Origin of the sequence: Bradyrhizobium sp. BR2003 (genome assembly GCF_009720285.1) — a bacterium.
GTDB classification, from domain to species: Bacteria; Pseudomonadota; Alphaproteobacteria; order Rhizobiales; family Xanthobacteraceae; genus Bradyrhizobium; species Bradyrhizobium elkanii.
In genome coordinates this window covers 240,211-265,087 of sequence record NZ_SMYJ01000011.1, presented here as the reverse complement: position 1 = coordinate 265,087, position 24,877 = coordinate 240,211, and the positions used below count along the sequence as shown (strand labels likewise).

Annotated in this window: 20 protein-coding genes and 2 tRNA genes; 16 read left to right on the top strand and 6 right to left on the bottom strand. The window is 65.4% G+C overall.

Annotated features, from left to right (window positions below; genetic code table 11):
* Positions 1 to 24: 24 nt before the first annotated feature.
* From E2I15_RS07565 to E2I15_RS07540, 6 genes are all read left to right on the top strand, one after another.
* On the top strand, positions 25 to 1,494 hold the full coding sequence (locus tag E2I15_RS07565; RefSeq protein WP_051447775.1) for an efflux transporter outer membrane subunit: 1,470 nt from the start codon (positions 25 to 27) through the stop codon (positions 1,492 to 1,494).
* The gene (locus E2I15_RS07560) at positions 1,484 to 2,941 is read left to right on the top strand and encodes an efflux RND transporter periplasmic adaptor subunit (protein WP_137481951.1); all 1,458 of its coding nucleotides are present in this window, start codon (positions 1,484 to 1,486) and stop codon (positions 2,939 to 2,941) included. Before E2I15_RS07565 ends, E2I15_RS07560 begins: the two co-directional genes overlap by 11 nt.
* Positions 2,942 to 2,989: 48 nt before the next feature.
* Positions 2,990 to 6,118 (top strand): efflux RND transporter permease subunit, encoded by a 3,129-nt coding sequence (locus E2I15_RS07555; protein WP_137481950.1) that lies wholly within the window; start codon positions 2,990 to 2,992, stop codon positions 6,116 to 6,118.
* The gene (locus E2I15_RS07550; protein WP_137481948.1) at positions 6,115 to 9,219 is read left to right on the top strand and encodes an efflux RND transporter permease subunit; all 3,105 of its coding nucleotides are present in this window, start codon (positions 6,115 to 6,117) and stop codon (positions 9,217 to 9,219) included. Before E2I15_RS07555 ends, E2I15_RS07550 begins: the two co-directional genes overlap by 4 nt.
* A 35-nt stretch (positions 9,220 to 9,254) precedes the next feature.
* Positions 9,255 to 9,980, top strand: a complete 726-nt coding sequence (locus tag E2I15_RS07545) for a tRNA-uridine aminocarboxypropyltransferase (protein ID WP_137481946.1) — start codon at positions 9,255 to 9,257, stop codon at positions 9,978 to 9,980.
* A 145-nt stretch (positions 9,981 to 10,125) separates the two neighbouring features.
* Positions 10,126 to 10,199: transfer RNA gene (locus E2I15_RS07540), tRNA-Cys, on the top strand.
* A gap of 43 nt (positions 10,200 to 10,242) precedes the next feature.
* Here the strand turns inward: E2I15_RS07540 and E2I15_RS07535 are convergent.
* Both E2I15_RS07535 and E2I15_RS07530 read right to left on the bottom strand, forming a co-directional pair.
* Positions 10,243 to 10,425: a hypothetical protein gene (locus tag E2I15_RS07535; RefSeq protein WP_137481944.1), complete on the bottom strand. Its 183-nt coding sequence runs from the start codon at positions 10,423 to 10,425 to the stop codon at positions 10,243 to 10,245.
* Between the two features lie 425 nt (positions 10,426 to 10,850).
* The gene (locus tag E2I15_RS07530; protein WP_137481942.1) at positions 10,851 to 11,495 is read right to left on the bottom strand and encodes a TetR/AcrR family transcriptional regulator; all 645 of its coding nucleotides are present in this window, start codon (positions 11,493 to 11,495) and stop codon (positions 10,851 to 10,853) included.
* A gap of 92 nt (positions 11,496 to 11,587) precedes the next feature.
* Between E2I15_RS07530 and E2I15_RS07525 the strand changes: the two genes are divergently transcribed.
* The 7 genes from E2I15_RS07525 (at position 11,588) to E2I15_RS07495 (ending at position 19,361) form a co-directional block, all read left to right on the top strand.
* The gene (locus E2I15_RS07525; RefSeq protein ID WP_016842101.1) at positions 11,588 to 12,073 is read left to right on the top strand and encodes an anthrone oxygenase family protein; all 486 of its coding nucleotides are present in this window, start codon (positions 11,588 to 11,590) and stop codon (positions 12,071 to 12,073) included.
* Positions 12,074 to 12,345: 272 nt separating this feature from the next.
* Positions 12,346 to 12,420: transfer RNA gene (locus E2I15_RS07520), tRNA-Asn, on the top strand.
* Positions 12,421 to 12,552: 132 nt separating this feature from the next.
* Positions 12,553 to 12,732 carry a hypothetical protein gene (locus E2I15_RS07515; RefSeq protein ID WP_016842100.1) on the top strand — a complete coding sequence of 60 codons (180 nt, stop codon included), beginning with the start codon at positions 12,553 to 12,555 and terminating at the stop codon, positions 12,730 to 12,732.
* Positions 12,733 to 12,869: 137 nt separating this feature from the next.
* Positions 12,870 to 13,535: a protein-L-isoaspartate O-methyltransferase family protein gene (locus E2I15_RS07510; RefSeq protein WP_137481940.1), complete on the top strand. Its 666-nt coding sequence runs from the start codon at positions 12,870 to 12,872 to the stop codon at positions 13,533 to 13,535.
* Between the two features lie 213 nt (positions 13,536 to 13,748).
* Positions 13,749 to 15,152 (top strand): TolC family outer membrane protein, encoded by a 1,404-nt coding sequence (locus E2I15_RS07505; protein WP_137481938.1) that lies wholly within the window; start codon positions 13,749 to 13,751, stop codon positions 15,150 to 15,152.
* 335 nt (positions 15,153 to 15,487) lie between these two features.
* On the top strand, positions 15,488 to 16,222 hold the full coding sequence (locus E2I15_RS07500) for a PopZ family protein (protein ID WP_137481936.1): 735 nt from the start codon (positions 15,488 to 15,490) through the stop codon (positions 16,220 to 16,222).
* Between the two features lie 271 nt (positions 16,223 to 16,493).
* Positions 16,494 to 19,361 (top strand): valine--tRNA ligase, encoded by a 2,868-nt coding sequence (locus E2I15_RS07495; protein WP_137481934.1) that lies wholly within the window; start codon positions 16,494 to 16,496, stop codon positions 19,359 to 19,361.
* A gap of 18 nt (positions 19,362 to 19,379) precedes the next feature.
* On the opposite strand, the gene E2I15_RS07490 is transcribed toward E2I15_RS07495, so the two are convergent.
* Entirely contained in the window at positions 19,380 to 19,985 is a 606-nt protein-coding gene (locus tag E2I15_RS07490) for a DNA-3-methyladenine glycosylase (protein WP_137481932.1), read from the bottom strand.
* 131 nt (positions 19,986 to 20,116) lie between these two features.
* Here E2I15_RS07490 and lipA point away from each other — a divergent pair, with 131 nt between their 5' ends.
* The 3 genes from lipA to E2I15_RS07475 all read left to right on the top strand — a co-directional run bounded on the left by lipA (position 20,117) and on the right by E2I15_RS07475 (position 22,162).
* Positions 20,117 to 21,076, top strand: coding sequence for a lipoyl synthase (lipA, locus tag E2I15_RS07485; RefSeq protein WP_038386732.1), 960 nt, complete (start codon positions 20,117 to 20,119; stop codon positions 21,074 to 21,076).
* Positions 21,077 to 21,155: 79 nt separating this feature from the next.
* Positions 21,156 to 21,695, top strand: coding sequence for a P-loop NTPase family protein (locus E2I15_RS07480; protein WP_137481930.1), 540 nt, complete (start codon positions 21,156 to 21,158; stop codon positions 21,693 to 21,695).
* On the top strand, positions 21,695 to 22,162 hold the full coding sequence (locus E2I15_RS07475) for a type II toxin-antitoxin system RatA family toxin (RefSeq protein ID WP_137481928.1): 468 nt from the start codon (positions 21,695 to 21,697) through the stop codon (positions 22,160 to 22,162). Before E2I15_RS07480 ends, E2I15_RS07475 begins: the two co-directional genes overlap by 1 nt.
* Before the next feature lie 86 nt (positions 22,163 to 22,248).
* On the opposite strand, the gene E2I15_RS07470 is transcribed toward E2I15_RS07475, so the two are convergent.
* The 3 genes from E2I15_RS07470 to E2I15_RS07460 form a co-directional block, all read right to left on the bottom strand.
* A complete protein-coding gene (locus E2I15_RS07470; protein WP_137482074.1) occupies positions 22,249 to 22,641 on the bottom strand; it encodes a BA14K family protein in 393 nt (130 codons plus the stop codon).
* 170 nt (positions 22,642 to 22,811) lie between these two features.
* The gene (locus tag E2I15_RS07465; RefSeq protein ID WP_137481926.1) at positions 22,812 to 23,411 is read right to left on the bottom strand and encodes a CinA family protein; all 600 of its coding nucleotides are present in this window, start codon (positions 23,409 to 23,411) and stop codon (positions 22,812 to 22,814) included.
* Between the two features lies 1 nt (position 23,412).
* A complete protein-coding gene (locus E2I15_RS07460; RefSeq protein WP_137481924.1) occupies positions 23,413 to 24,624 on the bottom strand; it encodes a bifunctional 2-C-methyl-D-erythritol 4-phosphate cytidylyltransferase/2-C-methyl-D-erythritol 2,4-cyclodiphosphate synthase in 1,212 nt (403 codons plus the stop codon).
* Positions 24,625 to 24,877 lie beyond the last annotated feature (253 nt).

The following is a 24,877-nucleotide window of genomic DNA, read 5'->3' as shown; positions in this document are numbered from 1 at the left end:
GGTGTGACCCAGCCCGTGTCCGTGATGGTGCCTGGAGGCCGGTTCGGCCTCGCCGTCCGCGCGCGCCGGCTCGCGGGGCGCTCGCTTGTTGCACTCGGCCTGGTCGCTGGCTCTGCCGGCTGCATTCTGACCCAGGACATCCCTGATCCGGCGCTCGACGTGCCCCAGGGCTACAAGGCCGCGCGTCTCGGCCGGCCGGGCGACGCGCTTCCGACGCTCGACTGGTGGCGCGGCTTCCGCTCCAGGGAGCTGACCCAGCTGATGGAGGAGGCGCAGACCGTCAACCTCGACATTGCCGCTGCGGTTGCGCGCTTCCGCCAGGCCGATGCGCTGGCGCGGCAGGCCGGCGCGGCGCTGCTGCCGACCCTCAATCTCAACGGATCGGAAACCTACTCGCGCACCTCCGGCTCCAGCGCCAGCGGCCTCACCAATGGCGGGCGCGAGGTGGTGAACTACAACGCCTCGCTGAGCGCCAGCTATCAGCTCGACTTCTGGGGCCAGAACCGCGACGCCGCACAGGCGGCGGAGGAGACCGCCGTTGCCAACCGGTTCGACCGCGAGGTGGTGGCGCTGACCACGCTGGCGAGCGTCGCCAATGCTTATTTCACGGTGCTCGCGACGCAGGACCGGCTGCGCACCGCGCAGCGCAACATCGCCAGCGCCGAGCGCATCCTCAATGCGATCAAGGAGCGCTTCAAGGCCGGCACCGGCTCCGATCTCGACGTCGCGCAGCAGGAGAGCGTGCTCGCCAACCAGCGCGCGCTGGTGCCGCCGCTGCGGCAGACGCTCGACCAGAATATCAACGCACTCGCGGTGCTGGTGTCGCGGCCGCCGGAAAGCGTGCGCGTCTCCGGCGGCTCGCTCAACGCCGTTGCGATCCCTCGCGTCACGCCGGGCCTGCCGTCTGAATTGCTGACCCAGCGTCCCGATATCCGCCGGCAGGAAGCGCAGCTCGCATCCGCCACCGCCAATGTCGGCAGCGCGCGGGCACAGTTCTTCCCGAGCATCCAGCTGACCGGAACGGGCGGCTACCAGAGCCAGGCGCTGGTCTCGCTGTTCCAGCCGCATGCCGCCTTCTTCAACCTGGTCGGCAGCATGACCCAGCCGATTTTCGACGGCGGCCGGATCCTCGGCAATTTCGAATACACCAAGGCCAAGCAGGACGAGTTGCTGCAGACCTACCGCAAGACGGTGGTGCAGTCGTTCACCGACGTCGACAATGCGCTGGTTGCGATCCGCGAGACCACGCGGCGGCTGCAGCTGCAGCGCGACGTGCTGTCGTCGTCGCGGCGGGCCTTCGACCTCGCCGAGCAGCAGCTCAAGGCCGGCACCGCCGATATCGTAACTGTGCTAAACACGCAGCTGACCCTGTTCCAGGCGGAAGATGCCTATTCGCAGGCCCAACTGGCCCGGCTATTGGCGATCGTGAGCCTGTATCAGGCCTTGGGGGGCGGCTGGGAACCGAAGATGGAAAGACCGGTCGATGCTCTTTAAGCCCGACTCGACGGACGACGAGAAACGCACGGCGCCGCGCAAGCGGAGCCTTCTCGCGCGCCTGCTCGGGCGCATGGTGTCCTTGCTGATCACGCTCGTGATTCTGGGCGGGCTCGGCTATCTCGGCTGGCTTGCCTTCCAGCCCAAGCAAAATGGAGGCGGCGGGCGCGTCGGAGGCGGGCGGCCCGACCTGCCGGTGCCGGTGCTTGCGGCCACGCCGCATGTGCAGGACGTGCCGGTCTATCTCGACGGCGTCGGCTCGGTGAAGGCGCTCAACACGGTCACCGTGCGCTCGCAGGTCGACGGCAAGCTGCTCAAGGTGAATTTCGTCGAAGGCCAGGACGTCAAGAAGGACGACGTGCTGGGGGAGATCGATCCTGCGATCTATCAGGCGCAGTACGATCAGGCCGTCGCCAAGAAGGCGCAGGACGTGGCGCTGCTTGCCAACCAGAAGCTTGATCTCGCCCGCTATGAGCAGCTTGCCGCCAGCAACGCGGGCTCGAAGCAGCAGGCCGACACGCAGCGTGCGCTGGTTGCGCAGCAGGAGGCGCTGATCAAGGCCGACCAGGCCGCGATCGACAATGCGGCGGCGACGCTGAGCTACACCAAGATTATCGCGCCGATCTCCGGTCGCGCCGGCCTGCGCCAGGTCGACCAGGGCAACATCATCCACGCCGCCGATACCACCGGGCTCGTGATCCTGACCCTGTTGCGGCCGATCGCGGTGTGGTTCAGCTTGCCGCAACAGCAGATCATGCGCGTCAACGCCGCGGCGGCGAAGGGCCAGCTTGCGGTCGATGTGTTCGGCAATGACGGCGTCACCGTGATCGATACCGGCAAGCTGACCGGCATCGACAACCAGGTCGATCCGACCACCGGCACGCTGAAGCTGAAGGCCGAATTCCCCAACGCCAGCTACCAGCTCTGGCCCGGCCAGTTCGTCAATGTGCGGCTCAAGGTCGAGACCCTGCCGCAGGCGATCGTGGTGCCGACCTCGGCGGTGCAGCGCGGTCCGGCCGGCACCTTCAGCTACGTGATCGGCGAGGGCGACATCGTCACAGCCAAGCCGGTCACGGTCACCCAGCAGAACGAGCATGAGGCCGTCATCGCCAGCGGTCTGACCACGTCGGACCGCGTCGTGACGACCGGCTTTGCCAATCTCGCGGATGGCGCGAAGGTCGTGGTCGGCAAGGACGACAGGCCGCCGGCCGCCGATCTCGCGCCGCGCAAGCGCAGCCGCAACCCTGACGGCAAGCGCGGGGCGCAAGGCGCTGGTCAAGGCGAAGGGCAGGGCAAGGACGGTAAGAAAGACTGGCAGGGCAAGGACGGCGAGCATCGCGGCCGGCACGAGCATAGCGAAGGCGATCAGAAGGGGCAGACCGGACCGGCGCCCGCGCCGGCAGCAGGGGGCGAACAGTCGGGCGGCGCGCCGAAGGCGCAGCCATGACCGGCATCCTGACTTCGTAATGTCCGATCTTACAGCGAGCACGCAGCCATGAGCGTCTCCGAACCGTTCATCCGCCGGCCGATCGCCACCTCGCTGCTCGGCATCGCCCTGATGATCGGCGGCGCGCTCGGCTATTGGGCGCTGCCGGTCTCGGCGCTGCCGCAGGTCGACTTCCCGACTGTGCAGGTGACGACGCAACTGCCCGGCGCGAGCCCCGACGTGGTGGCCTCGCTGATCACGGCGCCCTTGGAGCGGCAGCTCGGGCAGATCCCGTCGCTGTCGTCGATGAACTCGACGAGTTCGTTCGGCGTCAGCCAGATATCGCTGCAGTTCGACCTCAACCGCGACATCGACGGTGCTACACAGGATGTGCAGGCCGCGATCAATGCCGCCGCCGGCATTTTGCCGAAGACGCTGCCGTATCCGCCTGTCTACGCCAAGGTGAACCCGGCGGACGCGCCGGTCATGACGCTGGCGCTGACCTCGGAGACGATCTCGCTGCGGGCGATGAGCGATCTCGCCGACACCATCCTCGGCCAACGGCTGAGCCAGATTTCCGGCGTCGGCCGGGTCTCGATCCTCGGCGGCCTGAAGCCGGCGGTGCGCGTGCAGGCCGATCTGGCCCGGCTTGCGGCCTATGGCATCGCGATGGAGGATCTGCGCAACGCGATCGCTGGCGCCAACGTGTCGGGGCCGAAGGGTTCGCTCGACGGTGCCCAGCAATCCTACACCATCGCCGCCAACGACCAGATCGCCGCCGCCGACGCCTACCGGCCGATCATCATCGCCTATCGCAACGGCTCGCCGGTCACGATCGGCGACGTTGCCCAGATCGTCGATGGGCTGGAGAACGACCGCACCGGCGGCTGGTACCAGGGCACACCGGCCGTCATCATCGACATCCAGCGCCAGCCGGGCGCCAATGTCATCGACGTCGTCAAGCAGATCCGCGGCGAAATCCCGCGGCTCCAGCGGGCGGTCCCGGCCGGCGTCAAGCTGACCATCGTCTCCGACCGTACCGTGACGATCCGCGCCTCGGTGCGCGACGTGCAGTTCACGCTGATCCTGAGCGTCGTGCTGGTGACACTGGTGGTGCTCTTGTTCCTGCGGTCGCTGCGCGCGACTCTGATCGCCGGCGTCGCGCTGCCGCTGTCGCTGGTCACGAGCTTCGGCATCATGTATTTCGCCGGCTTCAGCCTCGACAACCTGTCGCTGATGGCGCTGACCATCGGAACCGGGTTTGTGGTCGACGACGCCATCGTCATGATCGAGAACATCGTCCGCCACATGGAAGGCGGCGAGACGGTGATGGAGGCCTCGCTGAAGGGGGCCAGCGAGATCGGCTTCACCGTGATCTCGCTGACGGTGTCGCTGATCGCGGTGTTCATCCCGCTGCTGTTCATGTCCGGCCTGGTTGGCCGCATGTTCCGCGAATTCGCGCTCACCTTGACGATCGCGGTGGTGACCTCGGCGATCGTCTCGCTGACGCTGACGCCGATGATGTGTTCGCGGCTGCTCAAGAACATCCATGAGGAGATGGCGGTCCCGGGCCTGGCCGCGGTCAGCCGCTTTATCGACCGCATGGTGGAGTTCTACCATCGGACGCTGCTCTGGGTGCTGCGGCGCCAGCGCGCGACGCTGCTGGTGACGTTCGCGACCATCGCGTTGACGCTGATCATGTATGTGTTGGCGCCGAAGGGTTTTCTGCCGCTGCAGGACACCTCGTCGATCACGGCGGTGACCGAGGCCGGGCCCGACGTTTCGTTCGCCGAGATGCAGCGGCGTCAGAGCGCGGTCTCAAACATCATCAAGGCCGATCCTGATGTGGTTGGCGTGGTCTCGGTGATCGGCTCGGGCTCGGTCAATCCGACCACCAATGTCGGCCGTCTGGTGATGACGTTGAAGCCGCTCGATGAGCGGCGCGAGGGCGTCGTCAAGGTGATCGAGCGCCTCAAGCAGAAGGTCGCGGCGGTGCCCGGCATGACTGTCTACTTCCAGCCGGTGCAGGACGTGCAGATCTCGACCCAGTCGAGCCGCTCGCAATACCAGTACACGCTGACCGCAACCGACGCCGCCGAGGTCTCGCAATGGGCACAAAAGCTCGTCGCCGAGATGCGGCGTGACCCGATCTTCCGCGATGTCTCGTCGGAGGCGCAGGAGGGCGGCCTGCGCGCGGCGCTCGACGTCAACCGCCAGCGTGCCGGCCAGCTCGGCGTCAATCTGCAGGGCGTCACCGACACGCTGAACGATGCCTTCGCGCAGCGGCAGATCTCGACGATCTACGGCCAGGCCAACCAGTACCGCGTGGTGCTCGAAGCGCTGCCGATGTATCAGCGCGACCCGTCGATCCTCGACAAGCTCTATCTGCCCGGCGCCAACGGCGCGCAGGTGCCGCTGTCGGCGGTGGCGACGCTGGTCCGGACCACGGCGCCGCTCGCGATCTCGCACCAGGCGCAATTCCCGTCGGTCTCGCTCAGCTTCAACCTGGCGCCGGGCGAGGCGCTCGGCGACGCGGTCGCGGCGGTGAAGGCGATCGAGAGCAGGATCGGGATGCCCGGCAGCATCGTCGGGATTTATTCCGGCGACGCCGCCGAATTCGCGCGCTCGCTCGCCGGGCAGCCCTGGCTGATCCTGGCGGCGATCATCACGATCTACATCGTGCTCGGCGTGCTCTACGAGAGCTACATCCACCCGATCACCATCCTGTCGACGCTGCCGTCGGCCGGCGTCGGCGCCATCCTCGCCTTGATGCTGTGCGGGCAGGACCTCTCGGTGATCGGCCTGATCGGCATCATCCTGTTGATGGGCATCGTCAAGAAGAACGCGATCATGATGATCGACTTCGCGCTGGAGGCCGAGCGTCACCAGGGCATGTCGTCGTATGACGCCATCGTGCAGGCCTGCCTGCTGCGCTTCCGCCCGATCATGATGACGACGCTGGCGGCGCTGTTCGGCGCGCTGCCGCTCGCGATCGAAAGCGGCACCGGCGCCGAACTCCGTTTCCCGCTCGGTATCTCGATCATTGGCGGCCTGCTGCTGAGCCAGCTGCTGACGCTCTACACCACGCCGGTGATCTATCTGGCGCTCGACCGCCTCAACCGCAGGATCGAGCGGGCCGTGCCTGAGCCAGGTCCCAGCGGCCCGCCGATCGCGGGCGCCACCGAGGGCATGCAGTGATCTCGATCTCGGAGCCCTTCATCCGCAGGCCGGTGGGCACGACACTGCTTGCGATCGGGCTGTTCCTGGTCGGGATCGTCGCCTACCAGTTCCTGCCGGTGTCGTCGGTCCCGAATGTCGATTTCCCGACCATCCGGGTATCGGCGTCCAGGCCGGGGGCCGATCCCTCGGTGATGGCCGCGACCGTCGCCGCACCGCTCGAGCGCAAGCTCGGCACCATTTCCGGTGTCGACCAGATCACCTCGACGAGCTCGCTCGGCACCACCAGCATCCAGGTGCAGTTCTCGATCGGCCGCAATATCGACCGCGCCGCGCGCGACGTGCAGGCCGCGATCAACGCCTCGCTCGCCGATTTGCCGAGCGACCTGCCGTCGCTGCCCAAGTTCCGGAAGGCCAACCCGGCCGCGTCGCCGGTATTCGTGCTGGCGCTGACCTCGAAGACGATCTCCACCAGCGCGATGTACGACGTCGCCGACACGGTGCTGGCGCAGCGCATCTCGCAGGTGCCGGGAGTGGGCGAGGTGACCGTCAGCGGCGCCGACCAGCCGGCGGTGCGCATCGCGCTCAACCCGGTGTCGCTGGCGAACGCCGGAATCGCGACCGACGACGTCCGGCTCGCGATCATCAATGCCAACCCGCTGGGGCCGGTCGGCATCTTCAATGGCGGCCGGCTGAGCGAGACGCTCTCGATCAACAAGCAGATGCGCACCGCGGCCGAGTTCCGCGACATCGTCATCAAGAGCTCGAACGGCAATTTCGTCCGCCTCGCCGACGTCGCCGAGGTCGAGGATTCCGTCCGCAATTCGCGCTCGATCGCCTGGTTCAACAAGCAACCGGCGGTGCTGATCCAGATCACCAAGCAGGGCGACGCCAATGTCATCGACACCGTCGACAACGTTCGCAGGTTGCTGCCGGAGCTGAGGAAATGGATTCCGGCGGGCGTCGAGATCTCGACCCTGGTCGATCGCACCGGAACGATCCGCGCCAGCGTCGAGGACATGCAGTTCACGCTGCTGGCGACCGCGGTGCTTGTGATGATTGTGGTGTTCGTGTTCCTGCGCCGCGTTGTGCCGACGATCGCCGCTGGCGTCTCGGTGCCGTTGGCGCTGGCCGGCACCTGCGCCGGAATGTGGCTTGCCGGGTTCTCGATTGACAATCTGTCGCTGATGGCCCTGGCGATCTCGGTCGGCTTCGTGGTCGACGACGCCATCGTGATGATCGAGAACATGTACCGCAATCTCGAGCAGGGCATGGCGCCGTATCCGGCCGCGGTCGAAGGCGCCAAGCAGATCGGCTTCACGGTGCTGTCGATCTCGCTGTCGCTGATCGCGGCCTTCACGCCGCTGATCTTCATGGATGGCATCGTCGGGCGGCTGCTGCGCGAATTCTCGCTGACGCTGGTGTTTGCGATCGTGGTCTCGACCGTGGTGTCGCTGACCATCACGCCGATGATCTGCGCGCATTACATCAGGGAGGCGACCTCGGATCATGCCACCTGGTACGATCGCGTCATCGAGGGCACGCTGTCCCGGGTCGTGGCCTTCTACGCATCGACGCTGCGGATCGTGCTCGGCTATCCCTTCCTGACCCTGGTGGTCTTCTTCGCCACCGTCGCGCTGACGGTGACGCTCTACATCAAGACGCCTAAGGGCTATTTTCCGACCGACGACAGCGGCTTCGTGATCGGCTCGACGCGGGCCTCGGCGGATATCTCGTTCCAGGCGATGCTTCAGCTGCAGCAGCGGCTCGCCGACATCGTGATGGCGGACCCCGCGGTCGCCGGCATCGGCTCATCGGTCGGCTCCGGCGGCGGCCCGGGCGGCGCCACCTCCAACCGCGGTATCATGTACATCAGCCTGAAGCCGCCGGAGGAACGGGGAGGCATGTCGACCGCGCAGGTGATCGACCGGCTGCGCCGCAACCTGTTCATGGTGCCGGGCATCCGCCTGTTCATGTTCGCCGCCCAGGACATCCGCACCGGCGGCCGGCAGAGCGATTCCGACTACCAGTACACGCTCGCCTCGACCGACCTCGAGCTGTTGCAGAAATGGGCGCCGATCGTGGCCAAGCGCATGGAGACGGTGGAGGGCATCACGGACGTCTCCTCCGACCGCGATCCCGGCGGCCTGCAGCTCAACCTCGTGATCGACCGCAAGACCGCGTCCAGCCTCGGCGTCCGCGTGCAGGACATCGACAACGCGCTCAACAACGCCTTCTCGCAACGGCAGATCTCGTACATCTACACCCAGCGCAACCAGTACGTGGTGGTGCTCGAGATCGATCCGAAATTCCAGAGCGACCCGTCGAACCTCGAGCGCATCTACGTCGCCGGCGCCAACGACGTGCAGGTGCCGCTGTCGGCGCTGGTGCACTACCAGCGCGGCCTGTCGGCGCTCGCGGTCTATCACTCCGGCGGCTTCCCCTCGACCACGGTGTCGTTCAACCTGCTGCCGGACGTGCCGCTGGAGGTCGCGACGACGAACATCCAGCAGGCGGTCGACGGGCTGCACATGCCCGAGGGCATTCGCGGCAGCTTCGACGGCAATGCCGGCGATTTCAACAAGACCAGCGGGCGGCAGCCGCTGCTGATCCTCGGTGCGCTGGTCGCGATGTATATCGTGCTCGGCGTGCTCTATGAGAGCCTGGCGCATCCAATCACGATCATCTCGACGCTGCCGTCGGCCGGCCTCGGCGCCTTGCTTGCCTTGCAGGTGACCAACACGCCGCTGACGGTGATCGCCTTCGTCGGCATCATCCTCTTGATCGGCATCGTCAAGAAGAACGGCATCATGATGGTCGACTTCGCGCTCGAGGCCGAGCGGCATCAGGGCCTGTCGTCGCGGGACGCGATCTTCGAGGCCTGCCGCGCGCGCTTCCGTCCCATCCTGATGACGACGATGGCCGCGCTGTTCTCCGGCATTCCGCTGGTCATTGCGACCGGCCCGGGCACCGAGCTGCGCCGGCCGCTCGGCATCACCATCATCGGCGGCTTGTTCGTGTCGCAGATCCTGACGCTCTACACTACCCCGGTGATCTATCTGCTGATCGACCGGCTGCGCCAGCGCCGCGAGCCGTCAGGCGTGCACGCACCCGCTGAATAGTTTGAATTGCGCGGTTGCAAGCGTATAGCGGAGCGATGTCCGAACCGACCGAAGCAAAAACCGATATTGTCGCCGAGATCGAGGAATGCGCGCATTGCGGCAAGCCGCTGCCGCTGTGCATCTGCGACAGCGTCACGCCGATCGAGAGCCGCATCCAGCTCCTGATCCTGATCCATCCGCAGGAGCAGGACAGGGCGCTCGGCACCGCGCGACTGTTGGCGCGGCATTTCGAGAACGCCGTGGTCCGGATCGGGTTGTCCTGGCCGAGCCTTGCCAAGGCGCTCGGCCGGCCGGTGCCCGATCCGTCGCGCTGGGCGGTGCTCTATCTCGGCTCGGCCAAGGTCGAGGATCTCTATACCGATGCCGAGATCGTCGCGATCAACCGCAAGGGCGAACTTGAGCCCCATCAGCGCGCGATTCTCTCCGATATCGAGGGCATCGTGCTGCTCGACGGCACCTGGAGCCAGGCCAAGGCGCTGTGGTGGCGCAATGCCTGGATGCTGAAGTGCCAGCGGGTGATTCTCGGGCCGAAACGGCCCTCGCTTTACGGCCAGCTGCGGCGGGAACCGCGGCGCGACGGTTTGTCCACCATCGAGGCGGCCGCGATCCTGCTGGCGGGGCTGGAGAAGCGGCCGGACATTGCCGCAACGTTAACCGGTAGTTTCGAGCGCATGCTGGCCAGGTTCCGGGAAGTGCAGGCCAAATTGCCGGAATTGGCGCCAAAGCCGAAGAAGCGGGATTTCCGGAGGCGGCGGCGTTAGAGCCTGATCCGGAAAAGCGCGAAGCGGTTTTCCCTCGCGACAAACGCAGGGTGTTTGCGCGGAGATCATGCTCAAACAAGGGGTACCTTGCCTTCCGGCTCGGTTGCCTATCCGAGAGAGGCCGTATATGAAGTCCGCCGCAAGGGGCCACGTGGCGGAGTGGTTACGCAACGGTCTGCAAAACCGTGTACACCAGTTCAATTCTGGTCGTGGCCTCCACTCATCTCATCAATGGCTTGCAGCCAGTCAATGAGAAGCCGCATTAGCTCGCGGCGTACCAACCTTCAGGAAATGGAATCAGCGGCCACGGCGCCAAGTTGTCATTGGCCGCGCGCGGTGGCGGCTGAATGCGGGGCGAGGGCTGAGCCACAAGATCCTCCTGAGCAATGGGCGCGATCGCCGTTCGCACGGCGTCCAGCAGCAGATCAAATTCGACTTCGCTCATCGCGCTCTCCGAGGTTCGAGAGCGCCATGGTCGCAAAACAGTCTTCGGTCCGGATTGAGCGATTCGTTCGAATTTTATGAAAAGAACGATGGCGCCCGTGTTGGTTAATAAATCGTTGGTGACCCCTTCGGGAACCTAGGTCGGCGCGGGCGCACCTCATGTGAGACAGATCACATCTTGCGAAAAACTCTGCCCGGAATTCCGGGCACTACTCATAGCCGTCAAATATCGCAGGAATTTTAGGGAGCCGTGACAATGAGGGCGCGCATTGCGGGATACTCGTTGATCGCAAGCCACCTCGATCCTCGGCTCTTGCTGACATGGTTTCACCAGTGGGCAGCGTTGGGCGCTGCGGGCAGCGCAAATCGTCTACACCCGCTGTCTATCGCCTCGGGCCGGAGAATATTCCCGACGTCTGCGCGCAGTCATGTCAGCCCGGCGAGGTCGTGCGGCAGCATGGACTTGAATTGCGTCAGCGCCTGCCGCGCCTTCCTCGGTGGCAGCGTGATCGCGTGACGCACGGCGGCTGCGATCAGCGTCATGGTCAGTGCTGAAAAGATGGCGAGGGCGGCAGTCGGCATGTCGGGGGCAATCCGCCTGACCGCGTCGGACAACAGACCGGAGAGCGCGGCCATGTCGTCGGCATCGAGCTTCTGCAGGGCGCGGTCGGCCTGCGTCGCCTGCCAGATGTCGCGCATGACAGGCTCGCGCATGAACATCTCGTAGTAGCTGTCGACGATCCGGCACAGCGCCGGGTGCAGGTCGCGCGCGGTCGCCACCGCGGCCAGATCCCGCCTGACGCATTCGCGTCCGACTGCGTTATGGCGTTCGGCCAGGGTGCCGATGATCGCGGCCTTGTCCGGGAAATATTGATAGAGCGAGCCGAAAGCGACGCCGCTGCGCGCGACGATGTCGCTCATACGGAAAGCCTCGCTGCCCTTTTCCGCCATGATCTCGGTCGCGCAGGCGAGGATGCGCTCGAAGCGCTCGCGGCTGCGCTGCTGGGTCGGGGCAAGCCGCGCCAGCCCGGGCAGGGGGACTTCCGCGGCCGCGGCCTTTCGTCTCGACATCTCTCTCTTCCCTGCATCGGGGTTGACGGCTCTAATACGAGAGTTTATCGCATTTCACAAATACGAGTATATCTCGCATTTGGAGGCGGACAATGCGCCAGATCCTGACCTCGGGCTTGCTGTGGTTTTCCGCGCTCGGCTGCGGCCTGCTCGCGGGGCTCTATTTCGCGTTCTCGGCATTCGTCATGACGGCACTCGGCCGGATCGATCAGGCCGCCGGCATCTCGGCGATGAACGCGATCAATGTCGATATCGTCCGCTCGCCGTTCATGCCGGTGTTCCTCGGCACCACGCTGTCCTGCGCCGTGCTGGTCGTGCTCGGTGGGCTCAGATGGCAGGAGCCGGGCGCGATTGCGATGATTTGCGGCGGCGGCCTCTACGTGGTCGGCATGTTCGTCGTCACGGTCGTCTTCAACGTTCCTCTGAACGATCAGCTTGCGGCTACCGACCCCGTGGGCACGTCGGCGACATCGGTCTGGGCGCGCTATCTCACCGACTGGACCTTCTGGAACCATGTGCGGACCATCGCCTCGCTGGCCGCGACCGCGCTGTTCATCGTTGCCATTGCCGGGCGATAGCCAGCCCCGTTTGCGCGACGAACTGGGCCGTGGCGCCCCTGACAGAATCACGGGCGCGGCGCGACCGCCGCGCTGGCGATGTTTCCAGGCGCACGCAGGAGCAGCGGCCGGGCCGGCAGGCTGGGCATGTACCACGCCGGGCGTTGGGGAAGTCCTTGTGTCGCAGAGGCTTACCGTGCGTGCTAAAGTTTCGCCGGAGGGGCCATTTGGTTCTTTGCAAGGCCGAAAGGCTTTGTTATACGCTGCCCGCTCGCGAACAGATGTTCGCCTATTCCTCGGTAGCTCAGCGGTAGAGCATTCGACTGTTAATCGAATGGTCGCTGGTTCGAATCCAGCCCGGGGAGCCAGTTCGGTCTGGCCCTGTCACACTCATCAACAATCACAAGCCCGTGGTCCGCAGCGGACAGGCCGAAAACGTCGTCAAATCGACTCAATAGCCGTCGACACTTGCTCTCGCCGGGTCCTGAGAGGTGATTTCGATGGCTATTAACCTGATCGACCTGTCGATGCCGCAGCCGACGCTGGTTCCGAACGATGCCCCCGACATCAGTGACGATGAGTGCGTCCGCCGGCTCGCGAGGGCCGTCGAGGAGCATGATTCCGAGCATCTCGATGAAGTGGCCCGCCTGATCGGCCGACTCGCCGTCACGATCGAATAGACCGCGCCGTGGAGCGCGTTTTGGACGCGCGTTTTTGCGCGCCAGCGGCGTGTTGCGTTTTGGCGGAGCTTGTTCCAAAAGATGGCCCTGTTCTAGCTTCTCCAGCGGCAATGCCGCGACTTGCAGGGTCTCCGCCAATGACCGGTTTTTCGACCGCGCGCCAGTATATGGTCGATGGTCAGGTGCGTCCGAGCGACGTGACCGATGATCGTATCCTCGATGCCATGCTGACCGTGCCGCGCGAGGTCTTCGTGCCGGCCGACAAGCAGGCGCTGGCCTATCTCGACCTCGACCTCGATGTCGCCGAGGGCGGTGCTACGCGGCGCTGCCTGATCACGCCGGCGCTGCTCGCCAGGATGCTCCAGGCCGCCGAGATCAAGGCCACCGACCGCGTCCTGGTGGTCGGCTGCGCGACCGGCTACGCCGCCGCCGTCGTGGCGCGCTTTGCCGCAGACGTCAGCGCGACCGAAAGCGATCCGGCGCTTGCCGAAAAGGCGACCACAGCCTTCGCCCAGCTCGGGATCCAGAATATCACCGTTAAAACGGCTGCGGCCACCGACGGCGATGCCGCGGGCGCCCCGTTTGACGTCATTATCCTCAATGGTGCGACGGAAATCGTCCCGACCGGGCTGTTCGGCCAGCTCAAGGAGGGGGGCCGGCTGGTCGGAGTGTTCGGCCTGTTGCCGCCGCCGCGCGCCACCCTGGTGACGCACTCCCATGGGGATTTCGGCCATCGCGAGCTGTTCGACGCCTCGGCCCCCGTTTTGCCGGGATTCGAGCGGGTTCCCGCCTTCGTGTTCTGACGCTATCGCGGCGCACCGGCTGATAAAATCCCGTTCCGAATCAGAAGTGTGGCCCGTTTGCCCCATGTGAAGAGTTTCGACCGTGTTCCGTTGCGGGGTAGTTCCGTTGGCCCTAGCTGCGGACTAAGGTGAGGCGGGACTCACTTCGACTGAAGCGACCGCCGGACTGATTTGCGTGTGGAGACGGCGACTACAATGATTGGATTTCCGGGGATGCGTGGGGTGAAGGTTGTCACCGCGGCTGCGACTGCCGTCCTTCTGTTGGCGGAGATGGGACCTGTGCCCGCACTCGCCGATACAATCGAGGCCGCTTTGGTGCGGTCCTACCAGAACAATCCCCAGCTGAACGCGCAACGCGCGCAGGTGCGGTCAACCGACGAGAACGTTCCGCAGGCACTGTCGGGCTACCGCCCGAAAGTCGCGCTGACGGCAAGCGCGGGATACCAATACACCGATACGCTGACGACACAGGGGGGCGACTCGAACAATCTTGTTCGCACCCAAATCCATGGCGCCAACGCGCCGCGCAGCGCAGGCCTCACAGTCAACCAGTCGCTGTTCAACGCGCAGACCGCGCCCAGGGTGCGCGCGGCGGAAAGCCAGGTCTCGGCGGCCCGCGAAGGCCTGCGCGTGCTCGAGCAAACCGTGATGCTGAGCGCGGCGACGATCTACATGGATTATCTCCGCGACTCCGCCATCGTCGAAGTTCAACGCAGCAACACGCGCGTGCTGGAACAGACCCTGAAGCAGACCCAGGACCGCTTCAATGTCGGCGAAGTGACGCGAACCGACGTCGCGCAATCCGAAGCGCAGCTCGCGGCTGGCAAAACCCAGCAGCTCACCGCCGAATCGAACCTGACGACGACGCGATCGAATTTCCGCCGCATCATCGGCAACGAGCCGCAGAATCTCGCGCCGGGCTCGCCGGTCGACCGCTTCCTGCCAACGACGCTTGCGGCCGCCGTCGAACTCAGCCTGACCCAGAATCCGAACGTCACCTCGGCGATGTACGGCGTCGACGTCAACTTCCTGCAGGTCAAGGTCAGCGAAGGTGCGCTGTTCCCGTCGGTCAACCTGCAAACGTCCGTGCAGCAGCAGTACGAGCAGACCTTGATCAGCCAGCGCGCATTCAGCGCGGGAACAGCGGTCCAGCTGTCGGTGCCGATCTACCAGGGCGGTGCGGAATACGCGCTGATCCGCCAGTCCAAGGAATCGCTGGCGCAGCAGCGCCTTGTGCTCGAACAGACCCGCGATCAGGCGCGCGCCAACGTCGTCACCGCATGGGGCCAGCTGGTCGCCGGCAAGTCGCAGGTGGCGTCGGCACAGGCGCAGGTGACCGCGTCGGAGATCGCCCTGAACGGCGTGCGCGAAGAGGCCAAGGCCGGCCAGCGCACCACGCTCGACGTGCTCAACGCGCAGCAGGCGCTCGTCAACGCGCGCAACGCGCTGGTCACCGCGCAGCACGACCGTGTCGTCGCGTCCTATAACGTGCTGAGCGCAGTTGGCCGCTTGTCGCCGCAGGTGCTCGGACTTTCGACCAACGTCTACGATCCGAGCGTGCATTACCAGCAGGTTCGTGACAACTGGGCCGGCGTCCGCACGCCCGACGGCCGCTAAACACCTTCGCATCATCGTCGCTTGTCGCGTCATGTTTGTGGTTCTGAGTTAATCAGGACCACAGACGGGCGCGTTTGCTTGCATTCGATAATTGGCCTGACATACCGTTTTGTCGGGCAGCAAGGCGATTCGCGGCGCGCCGGCGTAGCGTGATGACAGGTGCGACGCCACCTGTGATCACGCTGCATTGGGCGACACGAAGCTTGCACAAAGCCTCGGGCGGGCTTGATCTGGGGACAAGTCGGGCAGGGAGCAATGAAAATCTCCGCCCGCATCATCGGAACCGGCGAATCCTCTCGGGCTTGATGTAAAATCGTTTCGATGTGGAGTCGGAGATGACGCAACCTGCGAAGGTCCAAGAGCCCTCGATGGAGGAGATCCTGGCGTCGATCCGTCGCATCATTGCCGACGACGAGGCAAAGCCGGCCGCGGCCGAGAAGGCGGCGGCTGCCGTTGCGCCGCCACCGCCGAAGGTCGAGCCACCAGCAGCAGCCAAGCCCGCGATGAAGAGCCCGCCGCCCGCAGCGCCTCCGGCCGCGAAGGCCGCCGCGCCCGCGCCGAAATCACCGCCGCCTGCCGCTGCACAGGCGGCCAGCAACAGTCAGGACGACATCGACTCGTTGCTCGCCAGCCTCGATGAGGCGACGCCCGCAGCCGAGATCAGGCCGTCGCCGCAGCCCGCAGCCCAGCCCGAAGCCGACGTGTTCGAACTCACCGACGAGATGGCGCTGCCGGACCAGGCGGCCGCGCCGTCGTTCCGCAAGGTCGATCCGCAGGACGACGTCGAGTTCACGGAAGCGCGGAGCCGGGCGCCGGAACCGGCCCGGGAGCCGCCGGCGATCGAGACCGCGCCCATGCAGCAGATCATCTCGGGAACCACGATGCGGGCCGTCGAGTCGGCCTTCAACTCGCTGGCCAACACCGTGCTGAGCAACAATGCGCGGACGCTTGAGGATCTGGTCAAGGAGATGCTGCGGCCGATGCTGAAGTCCTGGCTGGACGACAATCTGCCCGGGCTGGTCGAGCGGATCGTCAAGGCCGAAATCGAGCGAGTATCCCGCGGGCGCTAGCTCCGCGCGGGCGCCAGCTCCGCCGCGGGCGCGAGGCTGGCTCCCGCCGTTGGGCTTGGCAGCCCTCATTGAGCTCCCCAAATGCCCCGCAGTTTCGGTTCGATAAGATCAGAACCGAAACCCCAGCTCCTGTTTTGACGCGTTTTCTTCTCGCGAACCGGTGTCGACTTCGCTCGAAAACGCCCTAAACGCCGTTTTGACGTGCCGGTCCGGTTGACTTGGTGCGCTCCGGCGGCTTTCTAGCCCTTTCCATGGTCCACAGCGCATTGTCATGATCGAGAAAAACTACCAGCCCGCCGATATCGAACACCGCATGGCCCGGATCTGGGAGGAGAGCGGTGCGTTCAAGGCCGGCCGGCCTGAACGCAAGGACGCCGCGCCTTTCACCATCGTGATCCCGCCGCCGAACGTGACCGGCTCGCTGCATATGGGCCACGCGCTTAACAACACGCTGCAGGATATCCTGTGCCGTTTCGAGCGGATGCGCGGCCGCGACGTGCTGTGGCAGCCCGGCACCGATCATGCCGGCATCGCCACCCAGATGGTGGTCGAGCGTCAGTTGATGGAACGGCAGGAGCCGGGCCGGCGCGACATGGGCCGTGCCAAATTCCTCGAGCGGGTCTGGCAGTGGAAGGCCGAGAGCGGCGGCACCATCGTCAACCAGCTCAAGCGTCTCGGCGCCTCCTGCGACTGGTCGCGCGAGCGCTTCACCATGGACGAAGGCCTGTCGCGCGCCGTCGTCAAGGTGTTTGTCGAGCTGCATCGCGATGGCCTGATCTACAAGGACAAGCGTCTGGTCAATTGGGACCCGAAGCTGCTCACCGCGATCTCCGATCTCGAAGTGCAGCAGGTCGAGGTCAAAGGCCATCTCTGGTACCTGCGCTACCCGATCGAGGGCCGCAGCTTCAGCCCCGACGATCCGAAGTCGTTCATCGTGGTCGCGACCACACGTCCCGAGACCATGCTCGGCGACACCGGAGTCGCGGTGCATCCGGATGACGAGCGCTACACCGATCTGGTCGGCCGGCACGCCATCCTGCCGCTGGTCGGCCGCAAAATTCCGATCGTCGGCGACGACGTTGCCGATCCGGAGAAGGGCTCGGGCGCCGTCAAGGTGACGCCGGCGCATGACTTCACCGACTTCGAGATCGGCAAGCGCCACGGCCTGCCGCAGATCAGCGTGCTCGACCAGGAAGGCAGCCTCAGCCTTTCCGGCAACGAGGACTATCTGCGCGGCCTGCCGATGGGAGCCGACGAATTCGCCGCGGAGTTTCACGGCATCGAGCGCTTCGCCGCGCGCAAGAAGATCGTCGCAAGGCTGGAGGAGTTCGGCTTCCTCGAGCGGATCGAGCCCAACACCCACATGGTGCCGCATGGCGATCGCTCCGGCGTCGTGATCGAGCCTTATCTGACCGACCAGTGGTATGTCGACGCCAAGACGCTGGCGCAGCCGGCGATCGCGGCGGTGCGCTCGGGCGAAACCACGTTCGTGCCGAAGAACTGGGAAAAGACCTATTTCGAGTGGATGGAGAACATCCAGCCCTGGTGCATCTCGCGCCAGCTCTGGTGGGGCCATCAGATCCCGGCGTGGTACGGACCCGACGGCAAGGTGTTCGTCGCCGAGACCGAGGAAGAGGCGGTCGGCCACGCGCTCGGCTACTACGTCGAGCAGGAAGTCATCACGCCGGAGCAGGGCCACGACATGGCGGTCGACCCCGCCAAGCGCGAGGGCTTCATCACGCGTGACGAGGACGTGCTCGACACCTGGTTCTCGTCGGCACTGTGGCCGTTCTCGACGCTGGGCTGGCCGGACGACACCCCGGAGGTCGCGCGCTACTACCCGACCAACACGCTGGTGACCGGGTTCGACATCATCTTCTTCTGGGTCGCCCGCATGATGATGATGGGCCTCCACTTCATGAAGGAGGCGCCGTTCTCGACCGTCTACATCCACCGCCTCGTCCGCGACGAGAAGGGCGCCAAGATGTCGAAGTCGAAGGGCAACGTCATCGACCCGCTCGGCGTGATCGACGAATACGGCGCCGACGCGCTGCGCTTCGCGCTGACCCGCGAGGCGGCGCAAGGCCATGACATCCGCCTGTCGCCGCATCTGGTCGAGACCAACCGCAATTTCGCGACCAAGTTCTGGAACGCCTGCCGCTTCGCCGAGATGAACGACTGCGTCAAGCCGGATGGTTTCGATCCGAAGGGCGCAAAGGAGACGTTGAACCGCTGGATCGCGCACGAAACCTCGCGCGTCACCCGCGAGGTCACCGAGACGATCGAGGATCATCGCTTCAACGATGCCGCGGGCGCGATCTACCGTTTCGTCTGGAACGTGTTCTGCGACTGGTATCTTGAGCTCGCGAAACCCGTGCTGATGGGTGAAGAGGGCGCCGCCAAGGCCGAGACCCGTGCCATGATCGCCTGGACCCGCGACGAGATCCTCAAGCTGCTGCATCCGTTCATGCCCTTCATCACGGAGGAGTTGTGGGCGGTGACCGCAAAGCGTGACGGCCTGTTGGTGCTGGCGTCCTGGCCGCGCAAGCCGGGCGTGACCGGCGAGCAGCTGGCCGCGATCGCGACCGCCGGTCCGGTGGTCGATCCGATCATTCCGCCGGTCATTGCCGCGCTCGACGCGGACGAGTTCAGCGATCCTGCGGCCGAGGCCGAGATCGGCTGGGTGGTCGATCTCGTCACCGCGATGCGGTCGGTGAAAGCGGAGATGAACATCCCGCCGTCGACACTGACGCCGCTGGTGATCGCGGGCGCCTCTGACGAGACGCGGGACCGCGCGCAGCGCTGGAACGACACCATCAAGCGGCTCGCGCGATTGTCGGAAATCTCGTTCGCCGATCGCCCGCCGGAAGGCGCGGTGCAGCTCCTCGTCCGCGGCGAGGCGGTGGCGCTGCCGCTGAAGGGCGTGATCGATCTCGCGGCTGAACGCACGCGGTTGGAGAAGGAGCTCGGCAAGGCCGACGCCGACATCAAGCGGGTCGATGCCAAGCTCGCCAACGAGAAGTTCGTCGCTAACGCGCCGGAAGAGCTCGTCGAGGAAGAGAAGGAAAAGCGCGTGGCAGCAACGGAGCGCCGCGCCAAGATCCTCGAGGCGATCGAGCGGTTGAAGAAGGCGTCATAGCTGATAACGCCGCGGCGCTCAAAACCGCTTGCTGAGGAATTTCGATCCCTTCAGCCCGTAGCGCCAGGGCAGGTCGACGGCCTTGGTGATGCCGATCCGCACGCCGGTGATGATTTCGGGTGCCTCGGTCCGCGCATGGAGCGCGATCGGGGCGCGGTCGAGCGGCAATTCACTGTGCGCGATGGTGATGCCGAGCGCCTCGCAGAGCTTGCCGGGCCCCGAGCACAGCGCGCGCTCGTCCTCCAGCCCGCGCCGCCGGCGCATCGCCGCGAGCCCATGGGTCGGCTCGAGCGCGCGGATCAGCACGGCGCTGGCCGAGCCCGCTTCCTCGCAGACGAAATTGACGCACCAATGGATGCCATAGGAGCGGTAGACGTAGGAGAAGCCCGGCGGGCCGAACATCACCTGGTTGCGCGGGGTCGGCCCGCGGTAGGAATGCGCTGCCGGATCGGTGTGATGATAGGCCTCGACCTCGGTGATGATGCCGCCGGCGCCGCCGACTAGAAAGGTGGCGCCGATCAGGTCGGGGGCGACCTCGTGGACGCTGCGATCGAAGAAGGAGCGTTTCAGCGGCTTGCCGAGGCGCGGCGCGGTCGCGCGGAGAGATCGGGGTTTTTGAGCCATTTGAGGTGGGAATCGGCATGGAACGGACCGCAAGACTGCCAATATCTGGGCTGATCTGCTAGGGTCGCAGAGCGGGTTGCGAGCCGCATCAACACCGATTAGCTAAGGTCTCTCGCGACTTGCAGGCACCTATGGTCACCATCGTCGACACCATCTCCACCACTCAGCTCCGCCCGCGTCACCCCGAAAAGGTGAACCGGCCGGATGCCGTGTCGCCGCCGAAGCCGGACTGGATCCGCGTCCGCGCGCCGAACACGCGCGGCTATGCGGATACGCGCCGGATCGTGAAGGAGAACGGCCTCGTCACGGTGTGCGAGGAGGCGGGCTGCCCCAATATCGGTGAGTGCTGGGACAAGAAGCACGCCACCTTCATGATCATGGGCGACACCTGCACGCGCGCCTGCGCGTTCTGCAACGTCAAGACCGGCATGCCCGGCGCGCTCGAGGCGAGCGAGCCGGAATACGTTGCGGAGGCGACCGCCAAGCTCGGGCTCAGTCATGTCGTGGTCACCTCGGTCGACCGCGACGATCTTGCCGACGGCGGCGCCGAGCATTTTGCAGAGACGATCCGCGCCATCCGCGCGCGCTGCCCGACCACCACGATCGAGATCCTGACTCCGGACTTCCTGCGCAAGGACGGCGCGCTGGAGCGCGTGGTCGCGGCCAAGCCCGACGTCTTCAACCACAATCTGGAAACCGTGCCGTCGCGCTATCTGACGGTCCGTCCCGGCGCCCGCTATTTCCATTCGATCCGGCTGCTGCAGCGGGTCAAGGAAATGGACCCGACCATCTTCACCAAGTCGGGCATCATGGTCGGCCTTGGCGAGGAACGGCACGAGGTGCTGCAGGTGATGGATGATCTGCGCTCGGCCGAAGTCGATTTCCTGACCATCGGCCAGTATTTGCAGCCGACCCGCAAGCATCACGCCGTGATGCGCTACGTGACGCCGGACGAGTTCGCAGGCTACGAACGGGTCGCCTATACCAAGGGCTTTTTGATGGTGTCGGCGAGCCCGCTGACGCGCTCGTCGCATCACGCCGGTGAGGATTTCGCCAAACTGCAGGCGGCGCGCACGGCCCGCGGCCGCTAGATTTTTGTAAACGGCGGTAAGCCGGCGCCGTCACGCGCCGTTGCTTGATCGGGCCTTGACCGAACCTTGGACTGGACCAATGCAGCGCGTTCTGGTGATGGGATCGTCGGGATCCGGCAAGTCGACCTTTGCGCGGCGGCTGTCCGCGATGACGGGGATTCCGACCGTGTCGATCGATGCGCTGTTCTGGAAAGCGGGCTGGGTCGAGTCGGGCAGGGACGAATTCGAGCGCCGCATGAGCGAAGCAGCCCGGGAGCCGCGCTGGATCATGGATGGCAACTACATGAGGCACGGTGCGGGGGAATTGCGCCGGGAACTCTCCGATACGATCATCTGGTTCGACCTGCCACGGTCGACCTGCATGCTCGGTATCTTCAGGCGGATTGCCGCCAGCTATGGCCAGGTCCGCCCGGAGATGGCGGACGGCTGCCCCGAGAAGATCGATCTCGAATTCTTCCGCTACGTCTGGACCTATCGCCAGCAGCAGCGGCCGAAGCTGATCGAGTATCTTGCCGGCTTGCGGCCTGATCAATCGCTGGTGTGCTTCACCGATCGGGCGCAGGAGGACGATTATCTGACGCGCCTCGCACTCGGGCAAAACCGTGCGAGTATCCACTGATGCCACGATTCTCAAGCAAGCGGCGGGTCCGTCACACCGCACCTCAAATGTTCGATCTGGTCGCGGACGTCGAGCGCTATCCCGAATTCGTGCCGCTATGCCAGTCGCTCAAGATCCGCCAGCGCACGCCCAAGGACGACGGCACCGAGGTCGTGGTGGCGGACATGACGGTGTCCTTCAAGCTGGTGCGGGAAACCTTCACCAGCAAGGTGACGCTCGACCGCCCCAATCTGAAGATCCTGGTCGAATATCTGCGCGGCCCGTTCAGCAATCTGGAGAATCGCTGGAGTTTTGAGCCGAAGTCGGAAGCCGAATGCGATGTCGGCTTCTTCCTGAACTACGAATTCAAGAGCCGGATGCTGGCGATGCTGATGGGCTCGATGTTCGATGCCGCTTTCGGGCGATTTGCTCACGCGTTCGAGAAGCGCGCGGATCAGGTGTACGGCAAGCCGCAGCTGTCGACGTAGCGAAGCCGTCTCGTTTGCCTCCCTGGAACGCAAATGCCCGGCACGAGGCCGGGCACGACGGATGATGCGGGAGACCGTTTGCCGATTTACGGGCAGGAGCGACGCACGCCGCCGGATGCGATGTAGGTGCCCGATGCCGGGTCGTAGGTGCGGAAACGCTGGGAGCAATAGGCGTCGTTATTGGCCTTGGCCTGGCTCGCCGCGATGGCACCGCCGATGATCGCGCCGGCCGCAAGCCCGCCGATGATCGCAGCGCCGTTTCCACGGTCGCGATAGTAACCGCCGCGGTAGCCGTATCCGCCGCGATAACCGTAATGCGGACCACCGTGCCAGTGACGATACTGCACATGCTCGACGGAGACAGGCTGGTCCTGCAATCGGGCGGGAGCGAGTGGTGCGGCGGACGAAGGCGCAACAGTCGACAGCGTCATGGCGCCAGCGCTGATGGCGGCCACGACCAAAGTTCCCAACTTCATCATTTTCTCCTTGTTGTGGGATTTTGCTGTTGGACGAACAATCGAAACAGCAGAGTTGGAACAACATAAAGCGGCGAACCGCGTCAAAGTTCCATTCTAGGTAGGTGTCACTGGGCCGCAGTTGACACAAGCCGGAGTCAGGCGGCCGTGGCGCGACGCGACTTTGGGTCGGTCTATCCGCGCGGCGTCCGGCGGCGTTTCGCAGCGTGGCTCCGCGGCGAGCGGGCCACCCTTGGCCGCAACCGGCTGGCGGCCTCGCGGCGGGGCTTGCTGGCTTGCGGCGGGCGCGCGAGTTCCATCAGCATGCGCAATGCTTCGACCACGGAGCGCTGCCGCACCGTGCTGCGGCCGATTGCGCCGAAGCGCTGCTCGCGATGCAGGATACGGCCATCGCGCGCGGCGACCGCGAAATGCACCAGACCGACCGGCTTGCCCGGCGTCGCGCCGCCAGGGCCCGCGATGCCGGTGATCGAGACCGCAAGGTCGACGCCCGCCTTTTCCAGCGCCCCGATCGCCATCGCCGTCGCGGTTTCCTTGCTCACGGCGCCGAACGTTTCCAGCGTCGCCGCCTTGACGCCGAGCATGACCCGCTTGGCCTCGTTCGAGTAGGTCACGAAGCCGCGATCGATCACGTCGGAAGAGCCGGGGATGTCGGTGAGCGCTCCCGCGACCAGGCCGCCTGTGCAGGATTCGGCGGTCGCGATGGTCAGCTTGCGCATCCGGCACAGGTCGAGCAGCGAGCGGGAGAGGGCACGAGCGTCGCTGCCGCCCATGTCAGGCACTCCAGCCTTTATCGTCCCAGCCATTATCGTCCCACGGGAGACGGATCGTGGCGCTCGCGGTCGCTGCGATGCCTTCCTCGCGGCCGGTGAAGCCGAGCCGCTCGCTGGTGGTGGCCTTGACCGCCACGCGCGAGATGTGGACGCCGGAGATCTCCGCGATCTTCGCCCGCATGGTGTCGCGCAACGGCCCGATCTTCGGCCGCTCGCAGATCAGCGTCACTTCGAGATTGGCGATCCGTCCGCCACGCGCGGTGACGCGCTCGACCGCGTATTTCAGGAACTGGTCGGAGGAGGCGCCCTTCCACTTGGCGTCGCTCGGCGGGAAATGCGAGCCGATATCGCCGTCGGCCAGCGCGCCGAGGATCGCGTCGACCAGCGCATGCAGCCCGACATCGCCGTCGGAATGAGCCAGGAATCCCTTCGTGTGCGGCACGCGCACGCCGCAGATCATCACATGGTCACCGTCGCCAAAGGCGTGCACGTCGTAGCCGGTGCCGGTTCTGATGTCGCCGAGCTGGCTTGCGAGCCGCGCTTCCTCGCGCACGAAGTCCTCGGGTGTGGTGAGTTTCATGTTGGCAGCATCACCTTCAAACGTCGCAACCGTCAATCCCGCCCACTCGGCAAGCGCCGCATCGTCGGTGAAATCGGAGCGGCCCTCGCGCGCTGCGCGACGATGCGCCTCCAATATTACGTCGAAACGAAAAGCCTGTGGTGTCTGCGCGATCCGCAGGCGCGCGCGCTCCGGCGTCGCCTCGACGTCGCCGCCATCGCCGGTGAGCTTGATCGTGTCGGTGACGGGAATCACGGGGATCGCAGCTCCGGTCCGGCCGGCCGCGGCGATCGCGCGCGAGATCACCGCTGCGGTGACGAAGGGGCGCGCGGCGTCATGGATCAAAACGATCTCGGGCTTCTCGCTTGCGAGCGCCTCGAGCCCGGCATGGACCGATGCCTGCCGGGTCGCACCGCCCGGCGTCGGCGGCCGATGGCGGAGGCCTGCGACCGCTTCATCGAAAAGCGCGGTATCGTCAGGATTGACCACAGGCTGCACTGCAAACACGTCCGGGTGGCCGGAGAACGCCTCCATGGCGCGGTAGATCACCGTCTGTCCGCCGATCGTCCGGTATTGTTTCGGCCCGCCTGCGCCGGCGCGCAGTCCACGGCCGGCTGCGACAAGGATGGCTGCGGTACGCTCAGGCTTCGGCATTTTGAACCAGTGACAGGCGAATCGGGGATGAGGGGGACGGCGAGGATCGCCGCGCACAGCCCTTAGCATGACCGCTGCGCAAAAACAGAGCGTTTGCCGATGACTGTGGGAAAAGCAGATCTTGTTGCAGTGCACTTGCACTGATGATAGGAATGTCTAAACCGTAGGCATGAGCCTTGACTGCACAAGAATTGTGCGCAGAATAGACGCCGTCAGCTGCAATGGCGTGGCTGACAGAACGACGAGACGGCTG